Genomic DNA, 16413 nt, shown 5'->3' on the forward strand with positions numbered 1-16413 from the left:
TCGCTTTCATTTTCATAAAATATTTAAAAAGACAAGTTCGTCAATAGTCTGAGTTAATGCAATATATTAATTTTGGCTATAGGGAAAGTATAGATTTATTTTGTTTATAGTCTGTTGTTTATTTTTTGGTCGAAAAGCGAGAAAAAAGTGGTAAACTTTGTTAATAAAGTATAAAATAATGTTAGGTGTATTTTAATTAAGTTGGGAAAGGGGAATTTTTAATGAGTAGTACTAAGGATGTACTTAAGGAAAGAAATGAAATCGAGGAAAAATTTAAATGGAATTTAGAGAGTATGTATGAAAATGATGATAAGTGGGAGGAAGACTTTGAAACTATCAAATCACTTATTAACGAAATTAAGCAGTATAAGGGTAAAGTAAGGGAAAATGGAGAAATATTATTAGAAGTACTAGAATTAGAAAGTAAAATATCAAGAATGATTGAAAATGTTTATACATATGCAAAAATGAGGAAAGATGAAGATACAAGAAATGATAAGTATCAGGCTTTAACAGACAGAGCAACAAGTTTAATGGTAGAAGTTGAAGAAAGTACTTCTTTTATTGTGCCAGAAATACTTTCGATAGAAGAAAGTGTTTTGAATGATTATTTAAATAATGTTGAAGGATTAAAATTGTATAAACATTATATTGAAAGAATAATAAGAAGGAAGAAACACTATCTTTCACCAGAAGAAGAAGCTATTATTGCACAAGCTGGAGAATTAGCTAATTCACCTGAAACAATATTTGGGATGTTAAATAATGCTGATATAAAGTTCCCAACTATAATAGATGAAAAAGGGAATGAAATTACCATAACTCATGGAAAATTCATAAAACTAATGGAAAGTAAAGATAGAAGAGTTAGAAAAGATACATTCAAAGGATTATACGATACTTATAACAAATATAGAAATACTTTTGCCGTAACATTATCAGCTAACATAAAAAAAGATATTTTTTACAGTAAGGTAAGAAAATACAACTCTTCATTAGAAGCTGCACTTGATGTGAACAATATTCCTATTGATGTATATGATAATTTAATTAAAGCAGTACATGATAATCTTCCTTCAATGTATAGATACGTAAAGTTAAGGAAGAAAGTACTTGGATTAGATGAATTACATATGTACGATTTATATACACCTTTAGTTAAAGATATAGAGATGGAAATACCGTACGATGAAGGAAAGAAAATAGTATTAGAAGGGCTTAAACCTTTAGGAGATGAATATATAGGAGTAGTTAAAGAAGGATTTAATTCAAGGTGGATTGATGTTTATGAAAATAAGGGAAAAAGAAGTGGAGCCTATTCTTGGGGTACATACGATTCAGATCCGTTTATACTATTAAATTATCAGGATAATTTAGACAGTGTATTTACATTAGCACATGAATTAGGACATTCTTTACACAGCTATTATTCAAAAGAAAATCAGCCTTATATATATGGTAGCTATAGTATTTTTGTTGCAGAAGTTGCATCTACTGTTAATGAAGCTATATTGATGGAGTATATGATTAACAAAACTAAAAGTAAAGATGAAAAACTATATCTTTTAAATCATTATTTAGAGCAGTTTAGAGGAACAGTTTATAGACAGACTATGTTTGCAGAATTTGAGAAATTGATTCATGAAGAAGTTGAAAATGGAAGGTCATTAACAGCTGATAGTTTATGCAAAATGTATAAAGAGTTAAATAGGAAATATTATGGACCAGATATTGTTATTGATGATGAAATAGCAATGGAATGGGCAAGAATTCCACATTTTTATTATAATTTCTACGTATATCAGTATGCGACTGGTTTTTCTGCTGCTATAGCATTATCACAGAAAATACTAAAAGAAGGTAAAGAATCAGTGAACAAGTATATTGATTTCTTGAAAAGTGGTAGCTCAGATTATCCAATTAACGTACTTAAAAAGGCAGGAGTAGATATGACTACACCACAACCTGTAGATAATGCTTTAAAACTATTTAACAAATTACTTGATGAAATGGAGAGTTTAATTTAGAAAAGGCGGCATTGCCGCCTTTTTTGCATTTATAAAAACTTTTCTTTTATTTTATTCCAAAAGTTTTTACTTTTTAAAGTAAGCATTTTTATTGTCATGTCTGATAATTTAAAGTTAATTTCAACTATATTATCAAATTTATACTGCTGACCATCCATTACAATCAGAATAGAATTTTCAAATCTATATTCAGGATTAATTTTAATAGACATATTTTCAGGTACAATTATACTAGAAGTTAATGCTCTATAAACATTAGAGTTAAGAGGTGCTAAAGGAGTAATTTGAAGGGTTCTTAAAGATGAATGAATTATACTTCCACCAGCGGAATAGCTATATGCAGTACTGCCTACAGGAGTAGATATTATTACACCGTCGCCACTAAGTCTTTCTAAGTAAGTATCATCGATTGATATGTCAAGATGAATTGTCTTTGATTCTATTCCTTTAATCGCGATTTCATTTACTCCAATTAATTCAATACAACTGGTTCTAGTACAAATCAATGCTTCTACGAGAAAAATTTCTTCAATCTTATATTTGCCTTTAACCAGATTATCTATAAAATTATCTATTTGTTCAGGACAAACTTCTTGAAAAAAACCGAGATGTCCTGTATTTATTCCGATAAAAGGTATATCAGGAAAGTCGTAATTATGTACAGCTTTAAGGAAAGCACCATCTCCACCAATACAAATATTTAATGCGGCACTATAGTCATAACCTTCAGCTATTTTAAAACCTTTTTGTGTTAACTTTTTTTTCAAAATATCAGCTGTTTTAATAGAATCATTTTTATTATTATGTATAATATTGATTATATTATTGTCAAATCGTGCAAAGGACAAAATTATCCCTCCAATTTAAATTAATAATTTAAAACAACAAATCTGCTTATATAACTATATATAATTACTATGCTATAATAATTATAGCATAAAACAATACTAATCTTAACAACAAACTAGAATATAATGGATTGGAGGCAATTTATGACTACAAAAAAAGAAAGTGAAAGTGTAATTGATTTTTATGTAGACGAGGATGGTTTGTTAATAAAAGAAATTTTAAAAGAGAAATACAACATTTCAGATAGATTTTTAAAAAAACTTGAAAGGACTAAATCGGTTTTTTTAAACGGTTCAAGAATAAAAACTAATAAAATTACTAAAAAGGGAGATAAAATAACTATTGTTATGGATGATGAAACAGATGAAAATATACCTCAGCAAATACCAATAGAAGTTATATATGAAGATTTTGATTTACTTATATTAAACAAACCACCTAAAATAGTTGTACATCCTACTAAAAGTCATCCAGATAATACGATTGCAAATGGAGTTGCATATTATTTTAAGCAAAAAAAGATAAAAAAGAAGGTGCGATTTGTAAATAGACTTGATATGGATACATCTGGAATTCTTGTTATTGCTAAAAATCCTTTTGCACATCAGCAGTTAGCGCAGCAATTTGAATATAATATAGTTGAAAAAAGATATCTAGCTATAGTGGAAGGTATAGTAAAAGATGATGAAGGCACAATAAAAAACGCTATAGGACGATATGACGATATTTCTATAAAAAGAACTGTATTAGAAAATGGTAAAATAGCAATAACGAATTACAAAGTATTAGAGCGCTATAAAAATGCAACATTATTAGAAATACATATAGAAACAGGTAGAACTCATCAAATAAGAGTTCATTTAAGTCATATAGGGCATCCAATAATAGGTGACTCATTATATAATAAACCTAGTCAATTGATTGATAGACAGGCACTACATTCTTACTCTCTCAAGTTTATAACACCTAGAAAAAAAGAGAGAAAATTAGTTTTTGCTCAGCTACCTGAAGATATGAAGTTACTTATAGAAAAACTAAGCGGCTAAAAAAGCCGCTTAGTTAATCTTTATCTTTAATTTTTACAGCCGTACCATATACTAAAATTTCTGCAGCTCCTTGCATAACTGCAGATGTAGAATAACGTACATTAATAATTGCATCAGCACCAAGTTTTTCAGCTTCTTCAACCATTTTCTTAGTAGCAATTTGTCTAGCTTCATTAAGCATATCACTATATTCCTTTAATTCACCGCCAACTAAGTGTCTAAAAACAGCTACTATATCTTTTCCTATATGCTTTGCTCTTATTGTACTACCTTTAACAATACCTAAAGTTTCTATAATTTCTTTGCCTACAATATCACTAGTATTTACTAAAATCATCTTTGCTTTCCTCCTTTCTATCTTTTATTCTTTCTCTAATAACTGTAATTAATAAGCATATAGAGCTTATAAGTGCTATTATAAATAACACAAATAGAAAAGGACCGATTATTTTTTCATTTATTGGAATTAGGATTATTGTTCCAACTAAATATAAAACGAAACAAAACACTAAAACCCAACTAAAAAATTTTACCATTTTCGTTCCTCCTTTTATTCTATTATACTATATATTTTTAAGAATATGATTAAACTATAAAAAGTAATATTGTGCGAGTTTGTTCTAAAGTTAATAAATAGAAGATATAACAAATAATAATTACGGAAAATAAACTTTTTTGGGGAAAATAATAATATGTGAGGTGATTTAATGTTAAATAGTGTTTTAGAAACACGCATAAGAGATAATAATGGAATATATCATCTCCAGCTTACAATACCAGAAAGAGAGTATTTTAATGTTTATGAGGATATAGACGATAGTCACGCAAAAGATATAATTAATTTATATTTAGAGTATCATCAGGATGATGGAAGACCAGCTAATATAAGCATAGATTATGATAAAAATTCACATGTTGTAAAACTTAATACTCAACTTAAATATGAAAATAATGAGCATACTAAAGCTTCTTACTAAAATATGAAGAAACCTAGATAATCTGTTTATCTAGGTTTCTCTTAGCTTTCGTCATTGCTATTTAGCACATTAAGTAATTCCATCATTTGGAACATATCTTTCATTTTATCAATATTTTTTGCTTCTTCATCGCCAAGCATAGGCTTTATTATGTCAATCATGTTATCAATTTTTATTTCTGATTTATCATTGGCAGAAGTAATTTTAGATAGAGTTGATATAATAGGTTTAAATTTATCAATATTTATCATTAAGTCTAGCATAGGTTTTATAGTAGGTAATTTATCATTAGGAATTTCTTCTTGCAAAGATAGGAAAATTTTATTTATACGTTCTTTCGGAGTTATATTAGTTACTGGGGTTATTGGTTCAAAGGTTTTTCCTTTTGTAATAAATTCATATAGTCCCATTATTCTGTTTATTTTTTCAAGATTAATTATAAAAACATTTAATGTGCCTACTATTTGCTCAGGTAGATATGGGCCTACTTTTTTTAGAACGTATATTTTCTTATCAAGGTTGTTAAGTATAGATGTTTTTAGTAGATTTTGCAAAGAAAACCCTTGGTTAATTAACTTTGGCACGAAAACTAGAGCTGCAAATAATATTAATTTATTATTAAGAGGACTTATATTAATTTGTTTTGGTGTACTTATTTGCAACTTATTCACTTTTAATCCTCCTAGATAGTTAAAATTAAAATACTTCGCATAAGTATAGTATGATATTTATTATAAATTTGTTACACGTTAGGTATAATATTTATAGATTTGTTTATAAGCGTTATTTTTCAATTCATTTAGATTAGAAAATACAAAGTTAGGGTGATATATGTTGTTTATCTCGACAATACTATTTATATTAGGTTTAATCTTGGTTATAAAAGGTGGAGATTGGTTTGTAGATTCTTCAGTAAAAATAGCAAAAATATCAGGTTTACCAGAAGTATTTATAGGGGCAACATTAGTAAGTATAGCAACTACTTCACCAGAGATTATGGTTTCTGCAGCAGCTGCAGTAAAAGGGTATAGTACAATTAGTGTAGGGAATGCTATTGGTTCTATTATATGTAATATAGGATTAATACTAGGACTTACTAATATTATTATGCCAAGTAAGATAGATAAAAGTTTATTTAGTGGAAAAGCTTTTTTAATGGTTTTATATATGATATTACTTTTTATCCTAGGCTTTAATGGTTTTATTAATAGAGTTGATTCAATAGTATTGATAGTACTCTTTATTATATATGTAATATACAATTCTTATAGTATTAAAAGTAGAAAGACACTAATATCGGTTCAAAGTAATAAGAGAATTTTTTCTAAAGAGATAATTAAAATTGCGATAAATTTTATACTTGGAATAACAGCTATATTAATAGGTGCTAATTTACTTATAGATAATGGTGTTATTTTAGCAGGATATTTAGGTGTACCAGAAGCAATTATAGGTCTTACGCTCATAGCATTAGGTACTTCATTGCCAGAATTAGTTACAGCTATTACTGCATTAAGGAAAGGGCATGGAGGTTTATCTATAGGTAACATAATAGGGGCTAACATTTTAAATATAACGCTAGTAATTGGAATTTCAGGGGTAATAACTTCATTAAAACTTTTAAAACAGAATATTTTTTTCGATTTTCCAATAGCTTTAATATTGATGTTATTATTATTAATTCCGTTATCAAGGAAGAATGAAATTACTAGATTAAATGGTTTAATACTTTTGCTAGTTTATGTTGTGTATATAACATTACTCTATAGTGTATTTTCGTAGATATATTGATAAGCACAATTTTTGCTGAGAATCATATAATATAATGTATTGTGTAATATGGACATATTTATTTACATAATATAGAAAAAAAGGTTTAAAGGGGGATGTCTACATGAGTAGCGAATTAGGTAACGACAGAATAAAAAATCTTGAAGAAATATTAGAAAAATTTAAGGGTAAAATAGAAATAAAACAGGAACAATTAGAAGAATTAAAAGAATTAGCAAGCAAGTACTCAAACAAGACAGAAGAAGAACTAATGTTAGAGGTTATGAAATATAGTAAAATTTTTTCAAAGGATATGACAAAGGAAGAGTATATGAGTAAGATAAAAAAACTTGAGAAAATAAGACCGTTTTTAAATGAAGAACAGGCTAAAAAATTAGATCAATTAGTAGAAATACTTAAAAAAGTAGATATAAAAGAGTAATCTCAAACTTCGAGCGTTATAGCTCGAAGTTTGAGATTTTTGACAAAGTAAATTATATATGAAAATGACGCTCATGCGGACGAATTTAGAAAAAACTTAAGGCTCAAATTTTTAGAAAATCCTAACGCACCTAATCAAGACGTCCTGTCTTGTAAGATGCTGGTTTGACATCCTGTCAAACCTACGGATTTTCTCAAAAATTTTCACCTAGTTTTTTAACTAAATTCTTTCAAGCATTCGCTTTCATTTTCATAAAATATTTAAAAAAGGAGTTTGTCTACAGTCCGGAACTTCGAGCATTATAGCTCGAAGTTTTTTTGTTGTCTGTGTACAAAAAAATTATGTAAACATTACCATGGGTTAAAAAATAGACATATAACGGTGGATTTGATATACTATAAATTGTATTATGTAAACTAGAAAGAGGGGATGTAGCAATGCTTAAAAAACGAAAGATAATATTTTTTGTATTAGCAGCTCTTATTGTAATTTCTGCTTTGATATATTTTCAGATTAATAATAAAGATTATATAAATATTTCATATAAAAAATTTATTGAATATGTAGAAAAAGGTAATGTTGAAACGGTTTATTTAAGTAATAATTCTAAGATTAAAGGTAAATTAGCGGATGGTTCATATTTTATAACAGACAATCCAAGATCAGAGTCTTTTAAAGAAAGTCTTTTAACGAAAGGGATAAATGTCGAAGAAACCGAGCAAAATGCAATAATAATGAATTTGCTTACTCTATTGTTAGTTTTAGGTAGTTTTGGATTTATAGGGTATTTTCTGAGTAAAAATACAGCTAAGCAAGCTCAGAAGGAAATGGCTTATATGTCTTCTATAGAAAGTGACTTTAGTAACACTGAGTCTATTACTTTTGATGATGTTGCAGGAAATGATGAAGCAAAAGAAAGTCTTAAAGAGTTAGTAGATTTTATAAAAAATCCCGAAAAATATGAGAGATATGGTGCTAGAATGCCAAGAGGTGTATTATTGTATGGTCCACCTGGAACAGGTAAGACTCTTTTGGCTAAGGCATTAGCTGGAGAGGCAAATGTTCCTTATTTTGCTGTTACAGGTTCAGATTTTATACAAGTTTATGCAGGATTAGGAGCAAGTAGGATTAGAAGTTTATTCAAAAAAGCTAGACAAGCTGGTAAATGTGTAATATTTATAGATGAGATAGATGCTCTAGGGAAGAAAAGGTCAGGAAATATAGGTGGTGGAAGTGATGAGAGTGATAGAACACTGAATGCTTTATTAACTGAAATGTCAGGATTTAAAGGAAATGAAGGAATAGTAGTGATAGCAGCAACTAATAGAATTGATACTTTAGATGAAGCGCTTTTAAGACCAGGTAGGTTTGATAGACAAATTGAAGTAGGACTTCCAGATATAAATGCTAGGTATAAGATATTAAGATTACACAGCCGAAATAAACCTTTAGATAAAAATGTAGATTTAAAAAAAATAGCTTATCAAACAGTATATTTTAGTGGAGCTAAATTAGAGAATTTGATGAATGAGTCTGCTATGATAGCCGCAAAAAACAATCAAAAAACAATAAAAATGGAACATATAGATAAAGCTTTTTACACAGTAATAGCTGGTGAGGAAAAGAAGGATAAAAGTACTATATCCTTAAAGGATAAAAGAATAACAGCATATCATGAAACTGGACATGCCTTAGTAACTAAACTTATTGCTCCAGAAAATAGAGTTACAAAGGTTACGATAATACCAAGCACTAAAGGTGCTGGGGGTTTTAGTATGAATATACCACCTAATAGTATGTATCAGTCTAAGGAAGACATAATTAAAAATATAAAAATATCTCTTGGTGGTAGAGCAGCTGAGGAAATTGTTTTTGGAAAAAATAAAATTACAACTGGAGCTTCAAATGATTTACAAAAAGCTACTAAAATGGCTTTGTTATTAATTAGTAGATTTGGAATGGAAGAATCTGCAGGTTTAGTAAGTTACGAGACATTATTAGGCGACAAGTTAGGTACTAATAATTTTATAGTAAGTAAGACAAAAGATTTGCTAGAAAAGCTATATAAAGAAACTTTGGAGGTATTGAGAGATAATCTAGATTTATTAGAAAAAATAGCTAATTATTTGATTTGCAATGAGACTATTGGTGAAGAGGAATTGAATTTATTGATAAATCATTAAATTAAAGATAAAGTTATATTCATTAATGAATTGAAAAATAACGCTCATAGACAAATCTTTAGAGAAAACATAGACTTATAATTTCGAAAAATCCTAACGCACCTAATCAAGACGTCCTGTCTTGTAGGATGCTGGCTTAGCGTCCATGCTAAGCCTACGGATTTTTCTGAAATTCTTCATCAAGTTTTCTTTGCTAAAGCTTTGCAATTATTCGCTTTCATTTTTAAGCATGAAACTTTAAGACTTTGTCTTAGGGCTTAGTATTTTAGAGCTTGTCAACCACTGGATTTCATTAAAAAAGCAAATAAAGTTTACATAACTTGAGATATTTGCATTTTAACATTTTTAATAACTCTTTTTTAGATTTTTAAAATACTAGGATTTGTGTTATAATAAAGTCAGTAAAAATCCTGAGATGTCCGTAAGCCCTTGATAATTCGACCGACATTAGACATCCGGGAGTTCGGGTTCTGTAGTGTATGACATGCCTAATTAATTAGGAAGTCAAAAGCTACAGATAGAACACCCACCTGTGTGAGCAGCGGGTGCGAATTAGAAGGGCGACGGCACCACGGGATAACCCTTAAGCATTAGCTTAAGGGTTATTTTTATTATATAGAAGTTTTTTAAGTAAAGAAGGAGGAAGTCCTTTTATCAATGTTAATATTAGAAAATAAGCTAAACCACCTACAAATAGGCATACTAAGAAATTTATATAGTTTTGTGTGTTTAATGACTTAAGGTAATTATAAATAATCAGTATTATTGCAGTCATGCTAACTGAAGATATTATAGGTTTTACTATATAATCTATAGTATTAAAGTTTATTTTCATTATTCTTATTATACTAATATAATGTAAAAGACTTATTATAATTGTTGCTAAAATAAAGCCTAAGAAAAAGCCTTTAATACCGAATATTGGATTGCCTACTAGAAAATATGTTGACGATATTTGAATTAGTATTCCTATTAGATAATTTATTGTTGCTATTATTTGTTTTCCTAGACCATGAAGTATACCAGATAATATATGCTGCAAAGATAAAAATATTGTTGAGTAACCAAGTATGCCTAAGTATATACCTACAATCTTATCTCTGTAGAAAAACATAGCTATAGGCTCAGAGAAAAAGATATATATAAATGTCAGAGGTATGGAAATTAGTAAAGTTATTCGCAAAGATAATAAGATATTGCTTTTAATCATTTTATATCTCTTTAAAGCTAATTCTTCAGACAGATTTGGAATAATATTTATTACAAGAGCTGATGTAACGATACATGGCAGAAATATGATAGGCATTGACATTCCAATAACTCTACCAAAAATTGAAACAGCTTCTGTTTGGCTATAACCTGCTACTATTAGTCTCTGAGGAATTAGTACTGCATTTATAAGTTGTACCGATACATTGATTAATCTAGATATAGTGATAGGCACTGATATATAGAATATTTGTGAGAGTATTTGTATAGTATATAAAGGTTTTGATGAACTTATAGCTTTATTTTTGCCAAAGAGTTTATAATTTAATACCATCCAAATTAAACCAGCAATTTCTCCGATACTTATTCCACAAACTGCTATAAAAGCTCCTAACTTTGAACTTATTGGATACATATAATAGATTATTCCAAGCACAAAGGCAATTCTTGTTATTTGCTCTATTATTTGGGCAATACCGGCCGGGCTTATTTGTTTCATACCGTAAAAATATCCTCTGAATACTGACGAAATTGAAATGATTAATACTGCTGGTGCTAACATAATGATGCTTTTGTTTATTTCTTTATTCTTAAGAAGCTTTAATGAAATGTAGTCACTTCCTATTAAGATGATAAAACTTAAAATAAGAGCTATTAAAAATGTTATATACAAGGCAATTTTAAAAACTTTTTTTGCACCTTTTGTATTATGTATAGAATTTTGTTTAGCAACTAATTTTGAAACTGCTATAGGAATTCCAGCAGTAGTAATAGTTATAAAAAGCATAAGAACTGGAAATACCATTTGAAATAAGCCTATACCTTCAGGCCCAATAAGTTTTGATAAAATTATCTTGTAGCAAAAACCTATAAATCTCACTATGAAATTTACAGTTGCAAGAATTATTGAACCATATATAAAACTAGTTTTTTTCAAGTTATCACCCCAAAATACTTACTGTATTATACATATTTTATTTAAAGGTATAATATTACTGAAGATATATTATTTTAAAAAAATTAACATTTATTTTAGAAGTAAAGAATATGTTCAAGGCTTATGTCAAAAATTAAGAGTAAAGTTGTTGAAGTAAATATTAATTAAAAGGAGATGCAGATAATGGAGTTGGTTTGTCCACTTTGCAATGGTATGTTAAATTATGAAATATACTGCTTAGGATGTGGCAACAGGTTAAAAGATACAGGGGCTATAGTTGATTACTTAGATGAATATAGTCCTTATCTATCAAATGATATAACACAGCTTGTAGATGGAGTAGAGCATGAAAAATGCTGCCATTTGTTTAAGTGTGAGAAATGCGGTTTTGAAAAGAGAGTTAAAATAAATAGAGTAAGGATGTAAAAAACCTTACTCTATTTTAATAAATTGAGGCTTTCTGTTTTTGTATATGGTTATATATCTGTAACCAATACTTTTTAATAATTCAATAGCTTCCTTATAATAAGCACATATTTCTTCTGGTTTATGAGAATCAGAACCAAAAGTTATTATTTCTCCACCTAGTTTTTTATATAGTTTAAGTATCTCTGTACTTGGATGGAAACTACCTATACCATATTTGATTCCAGAAGTATTAATTTCAATTCCTTTTTCTAAATTGATTATTTTATTTAAAACTGTCTCAATAATATCTAAGTATTCTTTTATTTCTAAAGTTTTTTCCATAAAGCTTTGATATCTCTCAATAAGATTAATGTGACCGATAACATCAAAGTCCTTAAGAGCATCAATACAGAAAAGGAGTTCTTCGTAGTATTCATAATAAGCATCTTTTACATTTTTATTTTTATAAAAAGTACCTTCGTGGATACCTTTACCTTTAGCAGTGTGAATTGACATTATCACGAAATCAAAATCATGTGTTTTTATAAACTCTTTCTTTTTTTCAGCAAGATGAGGTTGCATACCTATTTCTACACCACTTAACACATCAATTATTCCTTTATAATTATATTTTAATCTATTAATTTCTTTAAAATAATCATTTGTATCAAATACAAAATCTATTAAATCATCTCCATATTCAAAATCTAGATGGTCAGTAAAGCAAATTTGTTTAACGCCTTTTTTTAAAGCTCCTTTTAGCATATCTTCCATTGTATATTTACAGTCGCCTGAAAAACTGCTGTGAACGTGAAAATCGTACATTTGTATCACTCCTATTTCAATGTTTTTCTTCTATATCTATATAATTATAACATAAATAAAAAAGTAGTTAACATCTAACTTAAGTATAAATGTAATTATCGTATTAAAAAAAACAGAATATATTTACTAAATTATTACATTTAATTAATAATTATTAATATTCTGATAATTGAAATGATTGCTAATAAATGGTACTATTATTAAAAATATTATAGCTATTTAGAGGGGGAGATCAATGAAAAGGAATCTAAAAGTAATAAAAACTATTTTTGCACTTGTATTAACAATTATTCTTTTTATAGGATTTCATACATACAATTATTTAAAAATTCAATCATTAAAATTTTCTAATGAATGGGGCAAGGGAATAGAAATAGGAAAATCTTTTGTTAATAAAGAACCTATTATAGGAACTTACAAAGATAACATATTAATCGTAACGTTTAATGAAGAGGGGAAACTCTTATATTATCTACTCACAAAAACAGGAAAAGTTCTAGAAAGCAATTTATCTGACAAAGATATTAATATAAATAAGATTAAAAATATTTATCTGTTTGAAAATAAGTTGTTTTATATTAAAGATAATAAGCTTAATGTATCACATTACAATGAAGGTATAGGATTTACTAAACCAGTTAAATTACTTGACAATATAGAAGGATTTACTTTAAGTGAAATGCAAAATGGATTATATATTGGAACATATGATAATAAAAATATTGATATATATAAATTTGAAAATGATAAGTTGAAAAAAATAAATGAATATAGTAATAAGTGGAATATAAGAAATATTTACCTTAAGGATATAAATAATAAGAAGCATGTATTTATTGTAGATAAAGTGGATTTAAATGTTAATAATATACTATTAGGAGCGTTAGATAAATTAGATAATGATATTAGGAAAATAACGGATATTAGAAGTAATTTTAATACAGTAATTAGAGATGTTAAAGTGGAGATAGTAGATAACAAAATATTTTTAGTATATCCAATTACCAATACGAAAGGTGGAAATAGGACTTACCTACAGTTAGAAATTTTAAATGCAGAAACTTTAGAATCTGAAGTTAGTAGGAAAATTACGGATAGTCATATAGATGGCGTAACAGCATTAGGAGAAAGTATATCTGTATATAAAGATAATGGAAAAATTAAACTTATATGCTCAGGGATAAATATAAGCAATAAATATGCAATGTATCCAGATATTTTTGAATTAGAGATTGATAAGCAAGGTAATATATCAAATGTAGTTTTTATTTCTAATACTGCATCTCAATCAAAAAGGCCTTCATTTATAAGAACTAAATTTGGTGATTATTTAACATGGCTGGACATTGAAGCAAGTGGTTATAAATTGTTTATGAATAGTAAAAATAAAGATTTTATTTTAGTAAATAATAAATTTACAAAAAGTGATTATATAACTGCATTTTATAGAGCATTGGCTTCTCCTTTTTATGCTTTGGCATTTGGATTTTTAAAGGGAATGGAGAGTTTGCTATATGTTTTGGTTATCTTTTTACCTGTAGGCTTTATTTTAAGAAAATATAGAATTAATAAAGAAAATATTAAATTTATAATATTTTCATCTTTATATATAATTTTGAATTTATTATTATTTAAAAGTACATTTTATAGTGGTTATACGGTATTTTATTTACCAAATTACCTGAAGTTTAAACTTGCTCCATATATAATGCCTTTGATTTTAAATTTAATTTCTGGTATTATAACGTATATTTTTTATAAAGAAAATAAGAGGTTAAATTATACTAGCTTTTTAGTATTTTTTATAGCTGTTAATATATACTTATCAAATTTATTATATGTACCATTTGCAATGACAAGAGTAATATTAAAATGATAGGAGTGACTTGTATGCTAAAGACAAATATAGATAAGTTAGTTAAGCAGTCAGTTCAAGGGAAAATACATCACCCAATTCAGAGTTTCCCTTATAGAATAAGTGGAGATGGTATACCAAATGTATTACCAGCTATTGGAGGTATAACATATAATGTGAAAGTAGGCGATTGTGCTTTTGGTTGGGTTGGCGACCATGTAGAACCAGGAGTTAGTATACGTAATGAAAATAAGAATGAAAATGTAGCTTTAAATTTATTTTCTTGTATAGGTAATGAGGCAATGGTAATTTCTGGTGACGCTAAAGGGGCAAAAGGCTTTGTAACCGGCAAACATGGCGGGATTGATCACGTTCTTATCTATTTTAAAGAAGCAGACTTAGAAAAAATGGCTATAGATGACAAAATATTAATTAAAGCTTATGGACAAGGACTTCAATTATTAGATTTTCCTGAAATAAAGATTATGAATATAGACCCTGATTTGTTTTTGAAATTAGGTATTAAAGAAATAGACGGTGGTAAAATTGAAGTTCCTGTTACATGTGAAGTACCACCTTATCTAATGGGTTCAGGTATAGGATCTTCGAATTCGTTTAGTGGAGATTATGATATTATGACTTTAGATAAAAAGGAAATTAAAAAACTAGGATTAGACAAACTAAAATTTGGTGATTTAGTATTATTGAAAGATTGTGATAATACTTATGGTAGAGGATATCTTAAAGGAGCTGTTAGTATAGGGATTGTAATCCATAGTGATTGCATTAAAATGGGACATGGACCTGGTATAACGACTATAATGACTTGTAAGAAAGAGTTGATTAAAGGAAAAATTACATCAGATGCTAATATAGCTAATTATCTTGAAATTAAATAATAGGATTTAGATTTTGTATACAGATGATTATTATGTTATACTATGTTTTAGTATATGTAGAAATCCAAATACAATAAACTTGCAGCAGGTGATACGAATGAAAAAAGTAAAAGTTATATATAACCCATCTTCGGGAAGACAGATAGTTCAAAGAAGAATAGATACGATTTGTAATATTTTGATGGATAATGGTTATTTAGTAGGTAAATTTGCAACGAAAAAGAAGAATGATGCTTTTTATGAGACTGTAAAGTGCTGTAGGGAAGACTGGGATATAATAATTGCATGTGGTGGTGATGGTACAGTAAATGAAGTTGCAAATGGTATTGTAGTAGGTGGTAGGAAGATCCCTGTAGGTATTCTTGCTGCTGGAACTGTAAATGATTTTGCTAATTTTATGGATATACCAAGAAATGTTAAGGAATTTTGCGATATGATACTATCAGGAAGGACAATTGATGTAGATTTAGGCAAAGTAGGAGATAAGTATTTTGTAAATGTTGCAGCTGGTGGATTATTAACTAATGTTGCACATCAAGTACCATCAGAATTGAAAACAGTTCTTGGAAGGATGGCTTATTATATAGAAGGACTTAAAGAAATACCTAGACAAAAGTTTAAACCAATGAATTTAACAGTTGAAAGTGATGAATATAGCGCAACAGAAGATGTGTTATTATTTCTAATATCTAATAGTTCATCAATTGGAGGTTTTAAAAGACTTGCTCCAGCGGCAGAAGTAGAAGATGGTTTCTTAGACTGTATAATAATAAAAAAATCCGAAATTACTGACATAGTTTCTATCTTTATAAATCTTTTAAAGGGAGAACATATAAAACACCCAAATGTAGCTTATTTTAAGACTAAAAGGATTAAAATTAGTTCAAAGGATAAAGTACATGTTGATATAGATGGAGAATATCTTGGAGTGCTACCAGCTGTATTTGAGATAGCCCCACAAGTATTTAGGATTTTTGTTAGATAAA

The 16413-nt window shown here is 27.9% G+C and carries 16 protein-coding genes and 1 other RNA gene; 11 read left to right on the plus strand and 6 right to left on the minus strand.

Annotated features, from left to right (window positions below; genetic code table 11):
* The first annotated feature begins 221 nt into the window (after positions 1-221).
* Positions 222-2027: an oligoendopeptidase F gene (gene pepF / locus TR13x_RS00035; protein ID WP_054869841.1), complete on the plus strand. Its 1806-nt coding sequence runs from the start codon at positions 222-224 to the stop codon at positions 2025-2027.
* Positions 2028-2056: 29 nt separating this feature from the next.
* On the opposite strand, the gene TR13x_RS00040 is transcribed toward pepF, so the two are convergent.
* Entirely contained in the window at positions 2057-2875 is an 819-nt protein-coding gene (locus TR13x_RS00040; RefSeq protein WP_054869842.1) for an NAD(+)/NADH kinase, read from the minus strand.
* A 144-nt stretch (positions 2876-3019) separates the two neighbouring features.
* On the opposite strand from TR13x_RS00040, the gene TR13x_RS00045 reads away from it, so the two are divergent.
* Positions 3020-3922 (plus strand): RluA family pseudouridine synthase, encoded by a 903-nt coding sequence (locus tag TR13x_RS00045; RefSeq protein ID WP_054869843.1) that lies wholly within the window; start codon positions 3020-3022, stop codon positions 3920-3922.
* A gap of 13 nt (positions 3923-3935) precedes the next feature.
* Here the strand turns inward: TR13x_RS00045 and TR13x_RS00050 are convergent, their stop codons facing one another.
* Together TR13x_RS00050 and TR13x_RS00055 are read right to left on the minus strand one after the other, a co-directional pair.
* Entirely contained in the window at positions 3936-4259 is a 324-nt protein-coding gene (locus TR13x_RS00050; protein ID WP_054869844.1) for a YbjQ family protein, read from the minus strand.
* Positions 4240-4458 carry a hypothetical protein gene (locus TR13x_RS00055; protein WP_054869845.1) on the minus strand — a complete coding sequence of 73 codons (219 nt, stop codon included), beginning with the start codon at positions 4456-4458 and terminating at the stop codon, positions 4240-4242. The genes TR13x_RS00050 and TR13x_RS00055 overlap by 20 nt, the downstream gene beginning before the upstream one ends.
* Positions 4459-4629: 171 nt before the next feature.
* On the opposite strand from TR13x_RS00055, the gene TR13x_RS00060 reads away from it, so the two are divergent.
* Positions 4630-4899, plus strand: a complete 270-nt coding sequence (locus tag TR13x_RS00060; protein ID WP_054869846.1) for a hypothetical protein — start codon at positions 4630-4632, stop codon at positions 4897-4899.
* 41 nt (positions 4900-4940) lie between these two features.
* Here the strand turns inward: TR13x_RS00060 and TR13x_RS00065 are convergent, their stop codons facing one another.
* Complete coding sequence (locus tag TR13x_RS00065) at positions 4941-5570, minus strand: hypothetical protein (protein ID WP_054869847.1); 630 nt, start codon at positions 5568-5570, stop codon at positions 4941-4943.
* A 163-nt stretch (positions 5571-5733) separates the two neighbouring features.
* On the opposite strand from TR13x_RS00065, the gene TR13x_RS00070 reads away from it, so the two are divergent.
* From TR13x_RS00070 to ssrS, 4 genes are all read left to right on the plus strand, one after another.
* The gene (locus tag TR13x_RS00070) at positions 5734-6681 is read left to right on the plus strand and encodes a calcium/sodium antiporter (protein ID WP_054869848.1); all 948 of its coding nucleotides are present in this window, start codon (positions 5734-5736) and stop codon (positions 6679-6681) included.
* Positions 6682-6793: 112 nt separating this feature from the next.
* Complete coding sequence (locus tag TR13x_RS00075) at positions 6794-7111, plus strand: hypothetical protein (RefSeq protein WP_054869849.1); 318 nt, start codon at positions 6794-6796, stop codon at positions 7109-7111.
* A 437-nt stretch (positions 7112-7548) separates the two neighbouring features.
* Positions 7549-9294, plus strand: a complete 1746-nt coding sequence (ftsH, locus tag TR13x_RS00080; protein WP_054869850.1) for an ATP-dependent zinc metalloprotease FtsH — start codon at positions 7549-7551, stop codon at positions 9292-9294.
* Between the two features lie 404 nt (positions 9295-9698).
* Positions 9699-9876: non-coding RNA, 6S RNA (gene ssrS, locus TR13x_RS10855), on the plus strand.
* 13 nt (positions 9877-9889) lie between these two features.
* Here ssrS and TR13x_RS00085 read toward each other — a convergent pair.
* Entirely contained in the window at positions 9890-11440 is a 1551-nt protein-coding gene (locus TR13x_RS00085; RefSeq protein ID WP_054869851.1) for a polysaccharide biosynthesis protein, read from the minus strand.
* A 183-nt stretch (positions 11441-11623) separates the two neighbouring features.
* On the opposite strand from TR13x_RS00085, the gene TR13x_RS00090 reads away from it, so the two are divergent.
* On the plus strand, positions 11624-11866 hold the full coding sequence (locus tag TR13x_RS00090; RefSeq protein WP_054869852.1) for a hypothetical protein: 243 nt from the start codon (positions 11624-11626) through the stop codon (positions 11864-11866).
* A 6-nt stretch (positions 11867-11872) separates the two neighbouring features.
* Here the strand turns inward: TR13x_RS00090 and TR13x_RS00095 are convergent, their stop codons facing one another.
* On the minus strand, positions 11873-12673 hold the full coding sequence (locus tag TR13x_RS00095; protein ID WP_054869853.1) for a histidinol-phosphatase HisJ family protein: 801 nt from the start codon (positions 12671-12673) through the stop codon (positions 11873-11875).
* 235 nt (positions 12674-12908) lie between these two features.
* Between TR13x_RS00095 and TR13x_RS00100 the strand changes: the two genes are divergently transcribed.
* The 3 genes from TR13x_RS00100 to TR13x_RS00110 all read left to right on the plus strand — a co-directional run bounded on the left by TR13x_RS00100 (position 12909) and on the right by TR13x_RS00110 (position 16412).
* Positions 12909-14549: a hypothetical protein gene (locus TR13x_RS00100; RefSeq protein WP_054869854.1), complete on the plus strand. Its 1641-nt coding sequence runs from the start codon at positions 12909-12911 to the stop codon at positions 14547-14549.
* 14 nt (positions 14550-14563) lie between these two features.
* Positions 14564-15427 (plus strand): DUF4438 domain-containing protein, encoded by an 864-nt coding sequence (locus TR13x_RS00105; protein ID WP_054869855.1) that lies wholly within the window; start codon positions 14564-14566, stop codon positions 15425-15427.
* 97 nt (positions 15428-15524) lie between these two features.
* Positions 15525-16412, plus strand: coding sequence for a YegS/Rv2252/BmrU family lipid kinase (locus TR13x_RS00110; RefSeq protein ID WP_054869856.1), 888 nt, complete (start codon positions 15525-15527; stop codon positions 16410-16412).
* Position 16413: the final 1 nt, after the last annotated feature.

This window comes from Caloranaerobacter sp. TR13 (assembly GCF_001316435.1).
Classification (GTDB): domain Bacteria; phylum Bacillota; class Clostridia; order Tissierellales; family Thermohalobacteraceae; genus Caloranaerobacter.